The sequence below is a fragment of the Thermomicrobium sp. 4228-Ro genome, from assembly GCF_026241205.1.
Taxonomy (GTDB): domain Bacteria; phylum Chloroflexota; class Chloroflexia; order Thermomicrobiales; family Thermomicrobiaceae; genus Thermomicrobium.
This window is the reverse complement of record NZ_JAPFQM010000001.1, coordinates 483,119-502,279: the sequence shown is the minus strand read 5'-3', so window position 1 is coordinate 502,279 and position 19,161 is coordinate 483,119. Positions and strand designations below refer to the sequence as shown.

Sequence of the window (19,161 nt, the reverse complement as noted above, 5' to 3'; positions counted from 1 at the left end):
TTCCGGTCTCAGTCGTCGCGTTCAGCGGGGGCACCCGGTGCCCGACTTCCGTTCCGGAGGACCTCAGTCGGTGCCTGACCGGGCTGGAAGACGGGGAGTCGGATGCCTTTCTTGTCGCTCTTCCGGGCTGACCGATGCGGCGTGCTCAGGACGGGTGGACTGGCCGCTTCCGCGGCTCGGAAGACGGGGAGCAGCGTGCGCTTGTTGCTGCTCTCCTTCGGCCGAGGCGATGGCACGACAGGCTGGACGGGCTGGGGAGCGGTCATTTCGCGAACGAGCTGTGCCAGCTCAGCTTCACGGTCGGGCGGTGCAGGACGACGGCGAATCGGTGGCAGCGCGCGGAACCGTTCGACTTCCTCGGGGGTCGGATCGCGAGTATCGACGACATGGACGTCGAACTCGAGCGTCTGGCCGGCCAGCGGATGGTTCGCGTCGAGAATGACGAAGCCGTTCTCCTCGTCGATCTCGGCGATGACGAGTGCCTCGCGCCGACCGTCCTCCGTCTCGGCTTGCAGCACCATGCCAGCTTCGAGCGGCCCGAGCGGGTGCAACGCGTCCAGCGGCACGCGCTGTTGGAGCGAACGCTTCCGCTCACCATAGCCGAGTTCCGGTGGTACCACGACGGTGAAGCGCTCGCCGACGCGGCGACCCTCGAGTGCTCGTTCCAGGACTGGAACGAGGTGTCCCGCCCCATGCAGGTATTCGAGCGGTGGGTCACCGAGCATCGGCGAGCGCATGTAGCGCACCACCCCGTGCACTTTGAGGACGTAGTAGATCGCGACGATTTTGCCCGCCTCGACTACCATTCGAGCTTCTCCAACTTGCGCACCACCACGAAGGTGTCGCGCGTCGTCACACCGATCGGGCCCCAGTAGTTCATGGCGTAGGTGAACTGTGCGTAGCCGCCTGCCAGCTCGACCGGGTTCAAGCGTGTGCGGGTGGGACTGTTATGACCGCCGCCACGCCGCCCGCGTTCTTGGGACTTCGGGATGTAGATCCGCGGCGATCGCGTTGACGACTGGCGAAATGAGGAAGCGAACCAGGCTGTGGATCTCCAGTGGGAGCGTAATCACACCGCCACCCGCGACGAAGAACGTGAGAACGAACTTGTCGAAGGACAGTGTGAAGGCGAGTAACGCGCCACCGAGAAGGCCGGGTCGGACCAGCTGAAACGTGACGCGCCAAAACGTCCGCCATGGCGTGGCACCGAGGTCCTGCGATACTTCCTCGAGGCGCGGGTCGAGACTGGCGAACGAGCTGAGGATGACAGCCAGCGCATAGGGAAAGGCGTGAACGACGTGTGCGATGAGGATGCTCGGATAGCCGAGCGGAATCCCGACACGCTTGAACCAGAAGACGAGCGCGATACCAGTCACGATTCCTGGCACGACGACCGGAAGATAGAACGTTGCCTGCAGCACTCGCCGCCAGTGCGCTGGTAGACGACGGAACCCGAGGGCAGCAGCTGTGGCGAGCACCACCGTCATGAGGGCAGCAACGAGCGCGATCGACACCGATATGCGCAGGGAGCGGACGATGTCGCCGTCTCGCAACAGTTCCCGATACCAGGCGAGCGTGAATCCCGTCGGGGGGAACGAGGTCAGTCCGCTCGCGTTGAAGGAGGGAATGATGACGACGACGATCGGTGCGAAAAGATATGCGTAGACGAGACTCGTCAGGGAGAGGAGAACGACGTTGGCCCAGTGCACTCGACCATGCTGTGGCGCCGGGCGTGGCTCGACTCGAGTCAGTGCGTCAGCCATAGAGTTGCTCCACTCGGGCGAATCGGAAGAAGACGAAGAGTCCGATCGAGACCACGAGGGTAATGACGATCGCCATCGCTGCCCCGAACGGCCAGTTGAAGGCCTCACCGAATTGGTCGGCGATCAAATTACCGATCATCAGGTCGCTGGCACCGCCGAGTAGTTGTGGTGTCACGAAGGAACCGAAGACGGCAATGAAAAACAGCGTCGTACCGGCGACGATGCCGGGAAGCGTGAGCGGCAGCGTGACGCGGAGGAAAGTACGCCACGGTGGTGCGCCGAGATCGGCCGACGCTTCGAGCAACCGAGGATCGAGCGTTTGGGTGGAGGCATAGATGGGCAGAATGAGCAGCGGAAGATAGACATGCACGAAGCCGATGATCACGGCGACTCGCGTGTAGAGCAAGCCGAGTTCAACGCGTCCGGGAAGCAGAAGCGAGAGGACGCTGTCGAGGAATCCGTCCTTCTGCAGAAAACCGATCCAACCATAGGTGCGGACGATGTAACTGGTCCAGAACGGCAAGATCACGAGGAGGAGGAGCAGAGCCTGTCGCTGACGCGGCACCACGAAGCCGATCGTGTACCCGACTGGGTACGCGAGGAGCAGGCCGATGACCGTGCTCACCGAGGCGATCTCGAGAGAACGGATGAGGACTCCTCGGTAGACAGGAGACGTGAGCAGACGCAGGTAATTCGCAAGAGTGAAGTCCGGTCGCATGCGGTGAATGCACCCTCGTACCGACGGGCCAACCGGACGACCGGAAAGCGTGACGAAGCCCTGTCGAGACACCGTGCACTGGCGATGCAGTCAATCTCTCGAGAACGGTACGTTGCACGCCCGAAGGGATTCCCTGCCCGAACGAACCTTCCTCCTGTCCTGCGCCTCGAAGGTGCCGCATCGAGGTAGGGTCTAGCCTAGGCTGAATCGAGCTCCTCGTCAAGGGGCGAGGGGGATGCGGCGGCACCCAGGAGCGACAGAGGCCTGGGGCGGCCGAGAGCACAACAGGGGAGACCCCGATCCGAGGAGAGTGGGATCGGGCTGCTTCCAGTCTCTTCCCCAGATTGCCGTACCCGGCCGGGGCGCCCGCATCCGAGTCATTGTCAGGTCTCGGACTCCGCTATACTCCAACGCCGGTGTGCGTGCTCGACTCGGAAAGCGATGGGGTGCGTGCGACGCATCGGTCTCGGGATCGTGCTCAGTATCGTCTTTCTCGTTCTCGCACTGCGCGGCCAGGATTATGCCGCGCTGGTCGCGGCGTTGCGGAGCGCCTCCTACGGTTGGCTCCTGCCAGCCGTCGCCGTGTACTTTGTCGGTGTCGTTCTGCGGGCGATACGTTGGTCGATACTGCTTTCTCCCGTGCGATCCCTCAGCTGGCGGCAGCTCTTGCCTGCTGTGAGTGTCGGCTACATGGCGAACAACGTCTTACCTTTCCGCACTGGAGAAATCGTCCGAGCCTACGCTGTCGGTCGGCAATTCGGTGTGAGCAAGACCGCGACCCTCGCCACGATCGTGCTCGAGCGCTTGCTCGACGGACTGACGATGCTCGGGTTCATCGTCGTCGCGGCGACTGCCGTCGCACTGGACAGCGCGTTGCAGCGCGTTGCGCTCGTCGCTACAGTGCTCTTTCTTCCGGCATTCGGACTGTTGATCGTCGCCGCTCGTTCGAGCCGTCTTCTGTCACTCGTGCTTTGGCTCCTGCGCTACATGCCAGCAGCTCTGCGTGCCCGAGTGGAGCGCATGGTGCGGTCCGGGTTCAGCGGCGTCGCTGTCTTTCGGAACAGCTCGGCGCTCGTGCAGGCCATCGGTCTTTCGGTCGCAGCGTGGCTTGCCGAAGCTGCGATGTACGCACTGGTCGCCCGCGCGTTCGCACTGGATCTCTCGCTCGTGCTCATCCTGTTGACGACAGCGGTAGCGAATCTGGCGACGTTGATTCCGTCTTCTCCCGGCTATATCGGGCCCTTCGAGGCTGGTGTGCTGCTCGTTCTGGCTGGAGTTGCTGGGGTTCCTCGACCGCTCGCGTTCTCCTACGCGATCGTCCTGCACGCGGCGCTCTACCTGCCGATCACGCTGGTCGGGCTCGCTTTCTGGTCGAAGTTGCAGCTCGACTGGGCCGTTCTGCGTCGTGCCCGTACGGAGGAGGTCGTCCCTTCGTGAATGTCTGGCAAGCGCTCGTTCTGGGCATCGTTCAAGGACTGACCGAATTCTTGCCCATCAGTAGTTCCGCGCATCTCATCCTCGTGCCGTGGCTTTTGGGCTGGCCGGAACCGGGGCTGGCGTTCAATGTGGCGCTGCACCTCGGGACGCTCACTGCAGTCCTCGCGTATTTTGGGCGCGATCTCGTGAGGATCGCCCGGGCATGGTTGGTCGGCCTCGCCCAGCGTCAGCCGTTCGGCAGTCAGGAGGCACGGCTCGGCTGGGCGATCCTGATCGGCTCGGTACCGGCCGGCGTGGCGGGGGTTCTCCTCAATGACGTGATCGACCAGTACTTCCATTCCGGGGGCGGTGGGGCGTCCGCGATCGCCCTCACTGCCGTGCTCCTCATCGGCCTCGGTACCGCGCTCTGGTTGGGCGAGCGAGCTGGGAGACAGTCGCGATCCCTCGCCGACCTCCGGCTCCGGGACGGTTTTCTCGTCGGTCTGGCGCAAGCGCTGGCCCTCTTACCTGGCGTGTCGCGGTCCGGGAGTACGATCACGGCGAGTCTGTTCCTCGATTTCCAGCGTGCCTCTGCAGCCCGGTTTTCCTTTCTGCTGGGCATCCCGGCGATCGGCGGTGCGGGGATGCTCGAGACGATGCACTTGCTGCGCACTGGCCTTCCAGCGAGCGAGCGGACGCTCTTTCTCGTCGGCATGGTCGGGTCAGCCGTGACCGGCTTTCTCGCCATCGCTTTCTTGCTCCGCTTCCTGCAACGACATAGTACTGGGGTGTTCGTCCTGTACCGATTCCTGCTCGGTGCATGCATCCTGGTGTGGCTGATCGCTGTGCGCTAGTGTCGTGCCTCCGCGGCCGCCTCCTTCGGTGCGGTGCCGGTCGCTGGCTCCTCACCCGGTCGGATGTCCGGAATCAACCAGCTCGCGACGAAACCGACAGCGATGAAGGCCGCCGCAACGATGGCGGTCCGGCGGGCGGCCTCGGTGAACGCGTCCTCGATCGCGCGGACGATCGCCTCGCTGCCCGGCTGTGTGCGGAACTGGACGAGGATCTGTCCGGCAGACTGCTTGGTGGCACGAGCCAAGGTGGCCGCTTGCTCGGCGGGAAGACCGAGACGCTCGATGAGACGCATTTCGGTACCGCTGGCGAGCGTGGCGGCGAGGATGGTACCGAGGATAGCGATGCCCAGTGCCGCGCCGACCTGGCGGGTGGTGCTCTGAGTCCCCGATGCCTGACCGGATTGTGCGGTCGGGACTTCGGCGAGAATCACCGAGGTCAACTGCGCGGTAGCGAGACCGACGCCGAGTCCGTAGACGAAGAGGGCTGGTGCGAGCCGCCATCCATGGGTATCCGGGGCAAGGAAGGGGACCAGCAGGAGCAGGCCAGCGGCCTCCAGCAGCATGCCAGCCCGGACCACCTGGCGTGCGCCGAACCGCTGCGCCAAGTTGGCTGCTGTGGGACCACCCAGGAAGGCGCCGAGTGCGACTGCGAGCAGGATCTGTCCGGTCTGAAACGCCGTGTAGCCGAGTACGGCCTGGAGATACAACGGCAGCACGAAGACGATGCCGAACTCGCCGAGGCTGACGATGAGCGCTGCGAGGTTCCCCCAGCGGAAGCTCCGATAGCGAAAGAGGCGGAGATCGAGCAGGACCGGTTGGCCGTTCCGGACGCGCCGCAGCTCGAGGAGCACGAAGACCGGAAGCAGGAGTGCAGCGAGCGCCAGCGCCACGGGTACGGGTGATACCGCCTGCAAAGGCCATTCCCAGGAACCGATGCGAAACGTCTCGGTCGGACGCCACCAGCCGTAGCGTTCACCTTCGATGAGGCCGAACACCAGCGCTGCAAAGCCCAGCGCGCTGGTCCCGATGCCGATCGGGTCCAGGCCGCGCGCTGCTCGGGTGTCACGCGTCTCTGGTACGGTCAACAAGGCGACGGTTCCGGCCACGAGGCCGATCGGGAGATTGATGTAGAAGGCCCATCGCCAAGAGAAATCAGTGGTTAACCAGCCCCCGAGGAGTGGACCGAGTGCCGCCATACCACCGATTACCGAGCCCCAGATACCGAAGGCGATGGCGCGTTCCCGACCACGGAACATCGCGTTGACGCTGGAGAGGGTCGAGGGGAGGATCATCGCGGCGCCGACGCCCTGGAGAGCACGCGCTGCGATGAGCAGAGAGCCGGTGGGAGCACTCGCCGCAAGCAAACTGGCAGCGACGAAGAGGGCGAGACCCAGGAGATAGATCCGCTTGCGTCCGTACAGGTCGCCCAGTCGTCCGACTGTGACGAGAAGCGCAGCGAAGACCAGCGAGTAGACGGTGTTCACCCACTCGGCATCGGTGAGCTGGAGACGCAGGTCGGCGATGATGCTGGGGATGGCGACGTTGACGATGGTGGCGTCAACGATGATCATCGCCAGACCGAGCGCAAGCGAGGCGAGCCCGAGCCAGCGTCGAGATGACCGATCGTTCATTGAACTTCTCCAATCCTACCAGTTATGAACAAATATTCATTACCTCCCGTCACCTAGTATACCACAAGGTGGTGAGCCGATCCAACGCGAAGAGAGTGAACGGTGTGACGCGACGAGAGGGGCGCGCCCCGTGCGGAGCGGCTTTCTGGCGCGCCGCTCCACGCTCAGCGGCGTGTGTGCGGTTTACGCGATCGGGCTGCCGAGGGCGGCCTCGCTGTCGGGTTGGAGCAGGATGACCCGGCCGTCTGGCTGGATGGCACCGAGGACGAGCACCTCGGAAGGAAACCCGGCGACACGCCGCACTGGGAGATTGACCACTGCAACGACCAGCCGGCCGACCAGGTCTTCCGGATCGTACCAGGGGCGGATCGCTGCCGAGGATCGCTTGAGGCCGAGCGGCCCGAAGTCGATCGTCAACTTGTACGATGGCTTTCGAGCCTCGAGAAAGGGTTCGGCCGCGACGATGCGCCCCACTCGCATGTCGACGCGTTGAAACAGGTCGATATCGATGAACGGCTTCTGCTCCATACGTACCGCCTCCTGCAGCCCTCCCATAGCCTACCATTGGTGCAGCCTGTCCACCTACGGGGAGGAGCTGCGACGTGCAGTTCGTGGAGCACCCAGAACCGACGACCGACCCCCAAGACGAGCCGTTCGATGTCCTGGCGGAAGACGGATCGCTGGTGGGACTGGTCATGCCTCGCGGGGAGGTCCACCGCCTCGGCCTGTGGCATCCGGCTTTCCATCTCTGGATCGTGTCATGGGAAGGCGACCAGTTCCGTGTGCTGCTCCAGCGCCGGAGCTGGACGAAAGATACGATGCCCGGCAAGGTCGACGTGAGTGTCGGTGGGCATTTCCGCGCGGGCGAATATCTTCCGGCTGCTCCGCATGCTGAAAGGCCGCGGCGCGCTGTCCTCCGCGAGCTTCGGGAGGAACTCGGTCTCGACGTGGAACCCGAGGCGGTGCACTGGCTGGGCCGGCGCTGGTCGGTCGGGACGGGACCCGGTGTCATCGACCGTGAGATCCAGGAGCTCTATGCGTGCTCGATGGCGTGTTTACCAGCGCGGATCCTGGCGGATCACCGGGAGGTCTCGACTGTGTATGCGGTATCGAGCCACGATCTCCGTCTCCTGCTCACGGAGGCGCAGGACGAAGCGAACGGGTCGGTACTGTGGCAGGCGGGCGGGGAACTCGACCGTTCCGCACGCTCGCACGCGCGTCTCCGGCGGGACGATCTCATCCCAGGACGGCGAGGCTACTGGCTGGCCATGCTGACGACGCTCGAACGCTGGTTACGAGGCGAGAAAACCGAGCCGCTGATCCTGCGCGCGTGAGAGGCCTTCTGGAAACGGTCAGTACCGCCGTGAACCGTGGCGGCGATACCCGCACCGCATCACGCCCTCCCCCGGGCCCTGACGGCGCACGAACCGCTGTTGGGCCGATCCGTCTCGCTGCGCGCGTGTCCGTCGTGCCCGGCGCGAGCTGGTTGAACTCGCCGACTTGCTCCACCAGCTCGTCCGAGCGGGGCAACCCTGTGCTGGTGCTCAGTCGATGTAGTCGTAGGCCAGATAGGTCAGAAAGTCGACGAAGTCGTCCGCGAGCACCAGCTGGTCGAGGATCTCGCGGGCCTCGCGGAGTCGGCCAGCCTGCTCTCCGCCCAGCTTGGCGAGTTCCTCGTCCCGGATCTGGTGGTAGAGTTCCGCGGTCACCGGACGGCCGTCGTCCAGCTCGGCGCGATGGTAGCGCCACTGCCAGAGCTGTGCCCGCGAGATCTCGGCGGTCGCGGTATCTTCCATCAGGTTGAAAATCGCCGCGGCCCCCTGGCCACGCAACCAGTTATCCAGGTATTGCAGCGCGACGCTGACGTTGTTCCGCAAACCTGCCTCAGTGATCCGCCCACCCGGTACGCGCACGTCGAGCAGGTCGCGAGCGGTCACGCGCACGTCTTCACGTAGCCGTTCCTTCTGGTGGGGTTTCTCGCCGAGGATACGATCGAAGACTTCCATGGCAACCGGGACAAGATCAGGGTGAGCGACCCAGGTTCCGTCGAAGCCGTCGTTCGCCTCGCGCTCCTTGTCCTCGCGAACCTTGGTGAGCGCGACTTCGTTGACCTGCGGATCGCGGCGACTGGGGATGAACGCGGCCATGCCGCCGATCGCATGGGCGCCGCGACGATGACAGGTGCGCACCAGGAGTTCGGTATAGGCGCGCATGAAGGGAACCGTCATCGTGACTTGCGCGCGGTCGGGCAAGAGAAACTCCCGGTGGCGACGGAACTTCTTGATGACGCTGAAGATGTAATCCCAGCGACCGGCATTGAGTCCAGCAGCATGGTCGCGCAGTTCCCAGAGAATCTCGTCCATCTCGAAGGCTGCCAGGATCGTTTCGATGAGGACGGTCGCGCGGATCGTGCCGCGTGGGATCCCGAGCCGATCCTGGGCGAAGTTGAAGACGTCGTTCCAGAGGCGCGCCTCGAGGTGACTCTCGAGCTTGGGAAGGTAGAAGTACGGGCCCGAGCCACGAGCGAGGAGTTCGTGTGCGTTGTGGAAGAAGTAGAGGCCGAAATCAAACAGACTCGCCGAGATCGGCTCCCCGTCGACGAGCACATGGCGCTCGACCAGATGCCAGCCGCGCGGGCGGACGACGAGGGTCGCCGTCTTCTCGGCCAGACGGTAGATCCGTCCGTCGGGACTCTCGAAGCTGATCGTCCGGCGGACAGCGTCGCGCAGATTGATCTGGCCCTGCACGACGTTGGCCCAGGTCGGAGAGAGGGCGTCCTCGAAATCGGCCATAAAAACCCGTGCACCGGAATTGAGGGCGTTGATCATCATCTTGCGGTCGACTGGACCCGTGATCTCGACGCGGCGGTCTTCGAGGTCAGGCGGTGCGGGAGCGGCCCGCCACTCGCTCTCGCGGATGTGGGCGGTTTCGGGCAGGAAGTCGGGAAACTTCCCGGCATCGATGGCGCGTTGTCGTTCGGCACGCCGCTCGAGGAGCTCGAGTCGACGGGGGTTGAACTCGCGGTGGAGGGCAGCGACGAAGTCGAGCGCCGGTTCGGTGAGGATTTCGGCGAACTCCTCGGTGACCGGGCCGACGACGCGCACTTCCTGACCCATACCTGATCCTCCCTCACCTGGTGACGACGCGATCCGCTGGGGCTAGTGTAGCGGAAAAAGGCCGGAGTGGGAGTGACCCCGACTCCGGCCTGAGCTCGTTACACGACCGCTTCCTCGGGCAAGTCCCCCTCGAACTGCGTTCCCAGCCGTGGTGCGTCGTACACCTGCCCGAGCAAATGATGGTAGGGAACGCCGGAGAAGAAGTGATGGCTGCGGGTCGGGAAGTCGGTGCCGGGTGCCCACTCGCGCTTCTGGAGGTCGATGTACGCTTGCTCCTGCCGCTGCGCGAGGTCCTGGAGCAGCTCGCTGAAACCGAGGCCCATCGCGTGCTGTGCGGCGAGCGTGATGAAGACGAAGCGCACGCCCATTTCGCCCAGCTCGCGGAAGCTGATCGGGTCGGGATCGGTGAACCACTTGAACGACGACGACCAGTTGAAGGCGAAACGGGCATCCGGGAAGCGCTTGCGCACCTCCTCGACGAAGGTTTCGAGCGGCCCGCGCTCCGAGGTGGGGAACTCGCACCAGACGAGATCGGGAATGCCGCTGTCGAGATAGCGGAGCGCCCGTTCGATGGCGAGCGGGAGGCCACGCTTCGATTCCGGCGCATCGACAGCCGAAACACCGTCCGTGCGGGCGATGATCACGAAATCGGGATTACCGAGATCGCTGGCCACCGCGCGCATCATCTTGAGCTTGCCGACCATTTCCTGGGCAGGAATGAGGGCTTTGCCCGCGATATGGCCGCACCGCTTGGGCATCACCTGATCCTCGATGTGCGCTCCGGCCACTCCGGCGGTGACGTACAGTTCGGTGGTCCGTTGGACGTTGAAGATATTGCCGTAGCCAGTGTCCATGTCGGCGACGACCGGTGGAATATGTAGGTGCCTGGGAGGAATTCCCTTCTCGGGATCGCCGACGGCCATGGTCAGCTGGAACTTGCGGAGTGCGGACACGATCCGTCGGGCACCGTCAGCGATTTCGACGCTGGAATAGAGATCCATGTCGGTCGTTCCCAGGTGGCCGATCGCGAAGGAGTAGCCGCTGAAGTAGACCGCTGGGAAGCCGTAGTACATCACGAGTTCGGCAGCATGCGGATCGAAGACGCCGGGGGCGAAGACATACGGGAGCGTGTCGAGCAACTGGCGCAGGCGCGTGCTGGGATGGGTCCAACGCGATGCGGGAACCTTGAATCCGGGCGGCAAGAGGGGCGTTTCGCGAAGCTCGTCAGGAGCGACCGGTGGCTGAGGCAGCGACCACATGAGACTCCTCCCTTCCTTCGGACTCGAACCCGGACAGCGCTAGGGGATTGAAAGACACCGTTATGAGTAGGTAGCGAGTTCTTCGGGAAATTTGTATTGAGGACGAAAGGGTCAGCGGCCTACGAGCGGGCCGCTCAGGAGGTTTTTCGAGGAGAGGAGATGTCGACGCATCCGCTTCAGTGTTCGCCTGTCCATCTCGGTTCCTCCCGGTCGGTCACCCGAAGGCTGGCGCCTGCCTTCCGCTTCACAGCTTATCGATATCGGGATATAATGACCAATAGTACTTCGTGATAGACTATATAGGAGGAACCTATATGGATGTGAGTCTGCGTCAGCTCCAGGTGTTTCGGGCAGTGGCCCGCCATCGGAGCTTTTCGCGGGCGGCTGAGGAGCTGGTCATCAGCCAGCCTGCGGTCTCAGCACAGATCAAGGCGTTGGAGCAGGTGTTGCACGTCCCGCTCTTCCAGCGAACCAGCCGCGGCGTGGAACTCACCGAGGCTGGCCGGCAGCTGCTTCCGTATGCGGAACGCATGCTGGATCTCCTGGAAGAAGCGATCACCGCAGTGCACGAACTGCGGGCAGCGCAGCGCGGTCGCGTCCGCGTGGCTGCGAGTACGACCGCCGGCATCTACGTCGTGCCGAAAGCACTCGGCGCGTTCCACCGCGCTTACCCTGGTGTCGAGCTATCGCTCGACGTTCTCAACCGGTATGCAGTCCACCAGCGGTTGCTCGCTGGCGATGCCGATCTCGCGATCATGGGACTCATCGAGGACCCTCAGGATCTGGAGATCGCCGAGTTTCTTCCCAACGAGCTGGTGGTGATCGCTTCGCCGCGCCATCCGCTCGCCCGGCGGCATCAGATTCCGCTCGACGAGATCGCCCGCGAACCGTTCCTCGTCCGTGAGATCGGATCCGGCACGCGCTCTGATACGGAACGAATCTTCGCCGAAGCGGGCCTCCCGCTGCGCGTCGCCATGGAGCTCCGGAGCAATGGCGCGATCAAGCAGGCGGTAGCGGCTGACCTCGGTGTCGCCATCATGCCGCGCGACGCGATCGGTCTGGAACTGGAGACCGGACGTCTCGTCGTTCTTGACGTGCAGGGTTTTCCGGTTCGCCGCTGGTGGTCACTGGTGCGTCGCGCTAGCCGACCGGTGTCGCCAGCTGCTGATGCCCTCTGGCACTTCCTCCTGCAATATCGGCTCCAGCCTCACTGACCGGGTTCCAGCCCCGGAAGCGGTGGGTGCTCGAGGCCCAGGAGATCCATCAGGAGCATGGCGTTCCGCGGCCCCTGGTTCCCGTAATTGGTATTGAAGAAGACGTGGACGTCCTGCGCCTCCTTACGGGCGCGCTGCAGCTTGGGAGTCCATTCTCGGAGCTCTTCCGGGCGATACTCCCAGTTGAAGCGTTCCCCTGTCTTGCCGGTAAAGCGGTACCAGGTCTCGGCATTGCGGCCGTGGAAGCGGACGACGGCAAGACGCGGATTGGTAATCGCGTAGATGGGCGGGACGCATCCCACACCGACCTGCGGTTCGTCGACCATCGTATAGGCGAGGCCCGCCTCGCGGAGCAGCGCCAGCGTTTCCTCGCGGTGGCGCACGTCCAACCAGTCGCGCCGGCGGAATTCGACCGAGATCAACAGACCGGGGAAGAGTTCCGGCAGAAGCCGCAAGTACTCGCGGTGCTCCTCGGTATTCCGATAGGACGGCGGGAACTGAAACGTGATGGCACCGAGCTTGCCGCTCGCGATGAGCGGCTCGATCGCATCGAGGAAGCGTTTCGCGACATCGGCGTCGGGTGCCGGTGCTTCGCCACCCGGCTGTTCGGGGGTCGCCGTGAGCTGCCGAGGTGGTTTGACGTCGAAGACAAAATCGGGCGGTGTGCGCTCCACCCATCCCTGGACGACTCGCCGGGAAGGGATCGCGTAGTAGGTCGAGTTGACCTCGACGATCGGAAAATAGCGTGCATAGAACTGCAGCCGTTCCCGCGACTCGATCCCCGGCGGATAGAAGCCTTCGTGATCGGTCCAGGACGATGTTCCGATCAAGAGACGTCCCATGGCACCCTCCGGTCTCCTCGTGGAGCGTAGCATGTCTGGTGATGGTCGAGCGCCGCGTCTTGCGTTACGCTTGCTTCGGTTGAGCAACACGGTACAGGGAAGGGGGCCACATGCCGATCCTTTCAGCGAGCGATCAGGACTATCTCCGGCACGTCTTTGCCGAGCGCCTGCGCGATCCGGTCACGATCGAACTGTTCACCCAGCGGGTGACGCAGATCAGCATCCCTGGCTACGAGTGCGCGACCTGCCGGGAAACCAATCAGCTTATGGAGGAGGTTGCCGGACTCTCCGACAAGATCACCCTGCAGATGTTCGACCTTCTCCAGGAGGCCGAGCGAGCCAAACAGGCTGGCGTCGAGGAGATACCGGCCATCATCTTGAAGGGTCACAACAAGGGGACCGTGCGCTTCATCGGCGTGCCCGCTGGCTACGAGTTCGCGACCTTGATCGAAGACATCATCGACGTGTCGCGTGGGACGACCGAACTCACTCCCCTGAGTCGCGAGACATTGGCCAAGCTGGTCCAGCCGGTCCATATCAAGGTGTTTGTCACACCTACCTGACCCTACTGTCCCAGTGTTGCCAGGTTGGCGCACATGATGGCGATCGAAAGCGAGAAGGTAACCGCTGACGTCGTCGAGGTGAGCGAGTTCCCACATATCGCGCAGCGGTATCGCGTCTTCGCCGTACCCAAGGTGGTCATCAACGAGTCGCTGGAGTTCGAGGGCGCGCGACCGGAGGCCGCCTTCGTCGCGATGGTCGAATCGGTCGCCGGGACCGTCCCGCCAGCGGAGAGCGAGCCGGAGGGCGGATCATCGCCGGATCGATGAGACGCGCTTCCGGGGCGTCGGCGACCTGGGATGCGGTCATCGTTGGAGCGGGGCCGAACGGGCTCGCCGCCGCGCTGGCACTGGCGCGCGCCGGGCGCCGTGTGCTCGTGCTCGAACGCGAACCGGTACCGGGTGGAGGGCTGCGTTCGCAGGCGAGTGTCTTCCCGGGCCTGCGCCACGACCACTGCGCGACCGTCTTCGCGCTCGCAGCGGCCTCGCCGTTCTTCAACGAACTCGGGATCCATTCGGCCTTGCCCTGGGTCGAGTCGCCAGCGGTCCTCGCGCACCCGCTCGACAGTGGTGATGTCGCGCTCCTGTGGCGCGACCTGCAGCAGACAGCGGTGGAACTCGGCCCGGATGGTCGCCGCTATGCGGAATTGCTCGGGCCGTTGCTCGCCGAGGGACCAGCGCTCCTGGCGACCCTGCTGGGGCCACTGCCTGGCATCTTCCGGTATCCAGGATACCGGCTTCCAGTGACCGCCTCGTTGCGGTTCGCGCACGTCGGTACTGGTCCGGTCACGAGCTTGTGCCGTTCGTTCCGGACAGAACGAGCACGTGCACTCGTCGCGGGCCTGGCTGCGCATAGTACGCTGCCGCTCGAGCGGGCGCCGTCGGCTGCCTTCGCGCTGGTGCTTGCACTCTGTGCGCATCTGACTGGTTGGCCGATGGTGCAGGGTGGTGCCGTCGAACTCGCACGCTGGCTGGTCGAGCAGCTCGAAGCAGCCGGAGGGACTATCCGATGCTCCTGTCCGGTCGAACGGCTGGATGATCTACCGCCAGCACGAGCGATCGTGCTCGATCTGGTACCGCATGCTGCATTGGCGTTGGCGCGCAGCCGCTGGCCTGGCTGGTATCGCAGCCAGCTCGAGCGGTATCGTCCAGGGCCGGGTGTCTTCAAGGTCGATTGGCTGGTGCGAGACGGGGTGCCCTGGCGAGACGAGCGCTGCCAGCTCGCAGCGACCGTCCACATCGGGGGATCGTGGGAAGAAATTGCGGCTGCCGAGCGAACGGTCGCGCAGGGGACGATGCCGGACCGACCGTTCGTCATTCTCGTGCAGGCGAGCCGCTTCGATGCCTCACGAGCACGCGACGGTATCGAGCCGGTGTGGGGCTACTGCCATGTGCCAGCAGGTTGGATAGGCGACGCGACGACGGCGATCGAGGCACAGATCGAGCGGTTCGCGCCAGGATTTCGCGAACGCATCGTAGCACGACGCTGCTGGCGACCGCTCGACCTGGAACGCGCCAACCCCAATCTGCTCGGTGGCGACCTGACCGGCGGATGGCCGACACTGACGCAACTCTTCACGCGGCCGGCGGTGTGGCCCTGGCCACCCTATCGGACCCCGGATCCGGCTATCTTCCTGGCGAGCGCAGCAACGCCGCCAGGCGGTGGAGTGCACGGTATGTGCGGATATTGGGCGAGCCGATCAGTCGAGCGCTGGTTGCGACAGTTCGGACCGTCATCGCAAGCGAGCCTTGCCTCGCCCGGTCGTGACCGGTTAGCGGGGGAGGAGCAGGTTGCTGGTCCTCGCCGGCGTCAGCGAGGACGAGTTGACGTGACGACGCTGGCGCCGTAGACTGCATGTGCAAGACCTTCGGGGCAGGGTGAGGCGCGAAGGCGCCAATTCCCGACCGGCGGTAAAGCCCGCGAGCGGCCTCCGGCCGCAGGATCCGGTGAGGCGCACGAAGCGCCAATTCCGGGGCCGACGGTACAGTCCGGATGGGAGAAGGTCGTTGCTCCGGTCGATCGTACCGGCGCATGAGCGACTTCGACCGAACCTGAACCCGGGGGCTCTGCCACCCGGGTTTTTCGTTGTGAGTTGCTGATGGAAGCGACGCGAGAACGTACCCAGTGCGAACGAGACCGCCTCTGGATGCAGCGCGCGATCGCCCTGGCCTGGCGAGCTGCCGGGCGGGTCGCGCCGAATCCAGCCGTGGGGGCGGTCGTCGTGCGCGACGGTACCGTCGTCGGCGAGGGATGCACGAAACCGCCCGGTGGGCCGCATGCCGAGGTGGTCGCACTCGAGGAGGCGGGAGAACGAGCGCGCGGAGCCACGCTCTACGTCACGCTCGAGCCGTGTGCGCACTACGGGCGTACCCCTCCCTGTGTGCATGCGATCCTCCGGACTGGAATCCGCCGCGTCGTGATCGCCATCCGCGATCCCTACCCTGAAGTCGACGGTCGTGGGATCGCCGCGTTGCGCGCGGCTGGCCTTGAGGTCGAGGTCGGGTTGGAAGCTGAAGCGGCAGCAGAAGCCGTCGCTGGCTATCTGAAGCGCCTCCGGACAGGGTTTCCCGAAGTGACGCTGAAGTACGCGATGACACTGGACGGCCGCTTGGCCACGCGAACGGGTCACTCGCGGTGGATCACCGGCCCGGAAGCACGTCGCTATGCCCACCGACTGCGTGACCGGCATGACGCCATCCTCGTCGGCGTGGGAACGGTGCTGCAGGATGACCCCGAACTGACGACCCGACTCGATCCCTCCGAATGTGGTGACGGAGGACCGCACCATCCGCTGCGCGTGATCCTGGACAGTCAGGCGCGGACGCCACCCACGGCGCGGATGCTCTCGCCAGCGGTACCGGGGCAGACGCTGATCGTAACGACGGACGCTGCACCACCGGATCGCGTCGCCGCGCTGCGCGAGGCTGGTGCGGAGATCGTCACGGTACCAGCCCGATGCGGCAAAGTGGATATCCGCAGTGCGCTGTTCGCGCTCGGTGCGCGTGGCATCAACGGCGTCCTGGTCGAAGGGGGCGGTCGAGTTCTCGGCTCGCTCTTCGACGCGGGACTCGTCGATCGAATCGTGGCGTTCGTCGCACCGGTTCTGGTCGGTGGCTCCGAAGCCCCGGTTCCCTTCGCGGGACGCGGCGTCGAGACGATGGATCAGGCCGTGCGTCTCCGCGATGTACGCGTCCGTGAACTCGGGACGGACGTCGTGATCGAAGGGCGTGTCCGCCCAGTCGAGATACCGGAGTGAAGGCGATGTTTACGGGAATCATCGAAGAGATCGGAGAAGTCCTCTCGCTGCAACCGACACGCGGGGGCGGTGCACGACTCCGCATCGGCTGCCACATCGTGCTGGAGGGCACGAAGGTGGGTGACAGTATTGCAGTCGACGGTGTCTGCCTCACGGTGACCGACCTCGCGCCCGAGAGCTTCACTGTCGAGCTTCAACCGGTCACGTTGCGGCGATCGGCGCTGGGCACGCTGCGACCTGGTGATGGGGTGAACCTCGAACGGGCATTGGCCGTCGGTGGGCGCTTCGGCGGCCACTACGTTCAGGGACATGTGGATGCGGTTGGGCGCGTGGTGACACTGTACCGAGATGGTCCCGCTCTGGTCGTGCGTGTCGCGGCGCCCCCAGAGGTCATGCGGTACGTCGTCGAGCGCGGTTTCATCGCGGTGGACGGAGCGAGCTTGACCGTCCAGCGCCGGTGGCCAGGCGAGTTCGAGGTGTCGCTCGTTTCGTACACGCAAGCGCACATCACGTTACCGCGGAAGAAACCCGGTGCCCCGGTCAATCTGGAAGTCGATATCGTTGCCAAGTACGTCGAGCAGTTCTTGCGCGCCGGTACGGCGAGCGGTCTCAGCACGGAGATCCTGGAACGTGCTGGGATCACCACTGACGAGGTCGGAGGTTCACTGTGACACGATTCGAGCGGGTCGAGCGGGCGATCGAGGCGTTCCGGGCTGGTCGTTTCGTCATCATCGTCGATGACGCGGACCGTGAGAACGAGGGAGACCTCGCGATCGCGGCCCAGTTTTGTACGCCGCAAGCGGTCAACTTCATGGCGCGCGAGGCGCGTGGACTGATTTGCGTTCCCATGGCGGCCGAGTGGGCTGACCGGCTCGGTCTGCCGCCGATGGTGCCGCCGACGTCCAATGCCTCGCGGTTTCGCACAGCGTTCACGGTCTCGGTCGAGGCGCGCGAGGGGGTGACGACGGGTATTTCGGCGTTCGACCGCTCGGTAACGATCCAGAAGCTCGCCGATCCGACCGCGACCCTGGACGACTTCGTCATGCCGGGCCACGTGTTCCCGTTGCGAGCGCGTCCCGGTGGGGTGTTAGAACGGGACGGGCAGACCGAAGCCTCGGTCGACCTCGCGCGACTGGCCGGACTGTATCCGGTCGCAGTGGTGTGCGAGATCATGAGCGCTGACGGCACGATGGCCCGGTTGCCGGAACTCGAACGGTTCGCGGCAGTCCACGATATTGCGCTGGTGCACGTCGCGGACATCATCGCCTACCGGCTGGCTCGAGAGCGCGTCGCCCAGTGTGTCGCCGAAACGACGCTCCCCACGACCGTCGGAACCTTCCAGCTCCGTGCCTACCAGCGCCTCGGTGGCGAGGAGATCGATCTGGCCCTGGTGATGGGTACGCTCGACGGAGACGAGCCGGTGCTCGTTCGGCTCCATTCCGAGTGTCTCACCGGGGACGTGTTCGGCTCCCAACGGTGCGACTGTGGCCCACAGCTGGAGACGGCGATGGCGCGCATCGCTGCCGAGGGGCGTGGCGTGATCGTGTACCTGCGGCAGGAAGGGCGCGGGATCGGTCTCTTGAACAAGCTGCGGGCCTATCACTTGCAGGATCAGGGATTCGACACCGTCGAGGCGAACCTGCAGCTGGGCTTTCCAGCCGATTTACGGAACTACCGCGAGGCGGCGATCATCCTGCGTGACCTCGGTGTCGAGAAGATTCGCTTGATGACGAACAACCCGCGGAAGGTCGCGGCGCTCGAGGAGCTGGGGTTCGCGGTCGTCGAGCGCGTGCCGATCGAGCTTCCGCCGAGCGAGCACAACCGGCGATACCTGCGCACGAAGCGCGACAAGCTCGGGCATTTGATCTTGTTGCAGGAACTCACGGCGATCAGCGGTGAAGCGGAGCGAGGAGGTGGGGAATGATCGTCGCTGACGGCCAACCAATACGGACGGTGACAGCCTCATTGAACGGACGTGGGCGGCGTTTCGCGATCGTCGTCAGTCGTTTCAACGAACTCATTTCCAGCCAGCTCCTGCGCGGCGCGCTCGATGGCTTGCTCCGCCATGATGTCGACCCGAGGGCGATCGACGTGGTCTGGGTTCCCGGTTCGTTCGAGATTCCCTTGACGGCGAAGCGACTGGCCCAGACCAACCGGTACGACGCGGTCATCTGCCTCGGTGCGGTGATTCGTGGTGCGACACCGCACTTCGACTACGTCGCGGGGGAGGTGGCCAAAGGGATCGCCAATGCTGCCCTGGAGACAGGTATCCCCATCGTTTTCGGTGTTCTGACCACCGATACGATCGAGCAGGCGGTCGAGCGCGCGGGTACGAAGCTGGGGAACAAGGGATTCGATGCGGCCTTGATCGCCCTGGAGATGGCGAATCTGTTCGCCGAGTTGGAACGACTGACTGCGGCAGCGATGGAAGCGTGAGGTTCCGAACCTACCGCGCGTCGCTGCACCGAGCGACGTTTACCTGCCCCGCTATGGGAAACCGGGAGCGGTGCGAGCGGAAGCTACCCGCTTCC

Annotated in this window: 18 protein-coding genes, 1 pseudogene and 1 riboswitch; of the genes and pseudogenes, 10 read left to right on the top strand and 9 right to left on the bottom strand. The window is 64.6% G+C overall.

Going from position 1 to position 19,161, the window contains the following annotated elements:
- Nucleotides 1–8: 8 nt before the first annotated feature.
- The 4 genes and pseudogenes from OO015_RS02555 to OO015_RS02545 all read right to left on the bottom strand — a co-directional run bounded on the left by OO015_RS02555 (nt 9) and on the right by OO015_RS02545 (nt 2,481).
- Complete coding sequence (locus tag OO015_RS02555) at nt 9–806, bottom strand: FKBP-type peptidyl-prolyl cis-trans isomerase (RefSeq protein WP_265939479.1); 798 nt, start codon at nt 804–806, stop codon at nt 9–11.
- Nucleotides 800–997: pseudogene (locus OO015_RS14130) on the bottom strand (hypothetical protein); the annotation flags it as partial. The pseudogene OO015_RS14130 and the gene OO015_RS02555, both read right to left, overlap by 7 nt.
- Nucleotides 948–1,487, bottom strand: coding sequence for an ABC transporter permease (locus OO015_RS02550; protein WP_416236582.1), 540 nt, complete (start codon nt 1,485–1,487; stop codon nt 948–950). The gene OO015_RS02550 and the pseudogene OO015_RS14130, both read right to left, overlap by 50 nt.
- Nucleotides 1,488–1,755: 268 nt before the next feature.
- Complete coding sequence (locus OO015_RS02545; RefSeq protein ID WP_265939475.1) at nt 1,756–2,481, bottom strand: ABC transporter permease; 726 nt, start codon at nt 2,479–2,481, stop codon at nt 1,756–1,758.
- Nucleotides 2,482–2,931: 450 nt separating this feature from the next.
- Between OO015_RS02545 and OO015_RS02540 the strand changes: the two genes are divergently transcribed.
- Both OO015_RS02540 and uppP read left to right on the top strand, forming a co-directional pair.
- Nucleotides 2,932–3,918, top strand: coding sequence for a lysylphosphatidylglycerol synthase transmembrane domain-containing protein (locus tag OO015_RS02540; protein WP_265939473.1), 987 nt, complete (start codon nt 2,932–2,934; stop codon nt 3,916–3,918).
- Nucleotides 3,915–4,751: an undecaprenyl-diphosphatase UppP gene (gene uppP, locus OO015_RS02535; protein WP_265939471.1), complete on the top strand. Its 837-nt coding sequence runs from the start codon at nt 3,915–3,917 to the stop codon at nt 4,749–4,751. The genes OO015_RS02540 and uppP overlap by 4 nt, the downstream gene beginning before the upstream one ends.
- Here the strand turns inward: uppP and OO015_RS02530 are convergent.
- The gene (locus OO015_RS02530) at nt 4,748–6,382 is read right to left on the bottom strand and encodes an MFS transporter (RefSeq protein WP_265939469.1); all 1,635 of its coding nucleotides are present in this window, start codon (nt 6,380–6,382) and stop codon (nt 4,748–4,750) included. The two genes, uppP and OO015_RS02530, sit on opposite strands and share 4 nt — an antisense overlap.
- Nucleotides 6,383–6,565: 183 nt before the next feature.
- The gene (locus OO015_RS02525) at nt 6,566–6,910 is read right to left on the bottom strand and encodes a tRNA-binding protein (protein WP_265939467.1); all 345 of its coding nucleotides are present in this window, start codon (nt 6,908–6,910) and stop codon (nt 6,566–6,568) included.
- Nucleotides 6,911–6,984: 74 nt separating this feature from the next.
- Between OO015_RS02525 and OO015_RS02520 the strand changes: the two genes are divergently transcribed.
- Entirely contained in the window at nt 6,985–7,716 is a 732-nt protein-coding gene (locus tag OO015_RS02520) for an NUDIX hydrolase (protein ID WP_265939465.1), read from the top strand.
- A gap of 210 nt (nt 7,717–7,926) precedes the next feature.
- Here the strand turns inward: OO015_RS02520 and aceB are convergent, their stop codons facing one another.
- Nucleotides 7,927–9,498: a malate synthase A gene (gene aceB, locus OO015_RS02515; protein ID WP_265939463.1), complete on the bottom strand. Its 1,572-nt coding sequence runs from the start codon at nt 9,496–9,498 to the stop codon at nt 7,927–7,929.
- Nucleotides 9,499–9,596: 98 nt separating this feature from the next.
- Nucleotides 9,597–10,757, bottom strand: a complete 1,161-nt coding sequence (locus OO015_RS02510) for an isocitrate lyase/PEP mutase family protein (RefSeq protein ID WP_265939461.1) — start codon at nt 10,755–10,757, stop codon at nt 9,597–9,599.
- 314 nt (nt 10,758–11,071) lie between these two features.
- Here OO015_RS02510 and OO015_RS02505 point away from each other — a divergent pair, with 314 nt between their 5' ends.
- Nucleotides 11,072–11,971 (top strand): LysR family transcriptional regulator, encoded by a 900-nt coding sequence (locus tag OO015_RS02505; protein WP_265939459.1) that lies wholly within the window; start codon nt 11,072–11,074, stop codon nt 11,969–11,971.
- Here OO015_RS02505 and OO015_RS02500 read toward each other — a convergent pair.
- Nucleotides 11,965–12,813 carry a DUF72 domain-containing protein gene (locus OO015_RS02500; protein ID WP_265939457.1) on the bottom strand — a complete coding sequence of 283 codons (849 nt, stop codon included), beginning with the start codon at nt 12,811–12,813 and terminating at the stop codon, nt 11,965–11,967. The genes OO015_RS02505 and OO015_RS02500 overlap by 7 nt on opposite strands.
- A gap of 110 nt (nt 12,814–12,923) precedes the next feature.
- On the opposite strand from OO015_RS02500, the gene pdo reads away from it, so the two are divergent.
- The 6 genes from pdo (at nt 12,924) to ribE (ending at nt 19,066) form a co-directional block, all read left to right on the top strand.
- Nucleotides 12,924–13,643, top strand: coding sequence for a protein disulfide oxidoreductase (gene pdo, locus OO015_RS14125; protein WP_416236563.1), 720 nt, complete (start codon nt 12,924–12,926; stop codon nt 13,641–13,643).
- Nucleotides 13,640–15,223: a phytoene desaturase family protein gene (locus tag OO015_RS02485; protein ID WP_265939453.1), complete on the top strand. Its 1,584-nt coding sequence runs from the start codon at nt 13,640–13,642 to the stop codon at nt 15,221–15,223. The genes pdo and OO015_RS02485 overlap by 4 nt, the downstream gene beginning before the upstream one ends.
- A gap of 10 nt (nt 15,224–15,233) precedes the next feature.
- Nucleotides 15,234–15,382: riboswitch (FMN riboswitch) on the top strand.
- Between the two features lie 90 nt (nt 15,383–15,472).
- Nucleotides 15,473–16,630: a bifunctional diaminohydroxyphosphoribosylaminopyrimidine deaminase/5-amino-6-(5-phosphoribosylamino)uracil reductase RibD gene (gene ribD / locus OO015_RS02480; RefSeq protein WP_265939451.1), complete on the top strand. Its 1,158-nt coding sequence runs from the start codon at nt 15,473–15,475 to the stop codon at nt 16,628–16,630.
- A 5-nt stretch (nt 16,631–16,635) separates the two neighbouring features.
- Nucleotides 16,636–17,301, top strand: a complete 666-nt coding sequence (locus tag OO015_RS02475) for a riboflavin synthase (protein WP_265939449.1) — start codon at nt 16,636–16,638, stop codon at nt 17,299–17,301.
- Nucleotides 17,298–18,554 carry a bifunctional 3,4-dihydroxy-2-butanone-4-phosphate synthase/GTP cyclohydrolase II gene (locus tag OO015_RS02470; protein WP_265939447.1) on the top strand — a complete coding sequence of 419 codons (1,257 nt, stop codon included), beginning with the start codon at nt 17,298–17,300 and terminating at the stop codon, nt 18,552–18,554. Before OO015_RS02475 ends, OO015_RS02470 begins: the two co-directional genes overlap by 4 nt.
- Nucleotides 18,551–19,066, top strand: a complete 516-nt coding sequence (gene ribE / locus OO015_RS02465; RefSeq protein WP_265939445.1) for a 6,7-dimethyl-8-ribityllumazine synthase — start codon at nt 18,551–18,553, stop codon at nt 19,064–19,066. Before OO015_RS02470 ends, ribE begins: the two co-directional genes overlap by 4 nt.
- Nucleotides 19,067–19,161 lie beyond the last annotated feature (95 nt).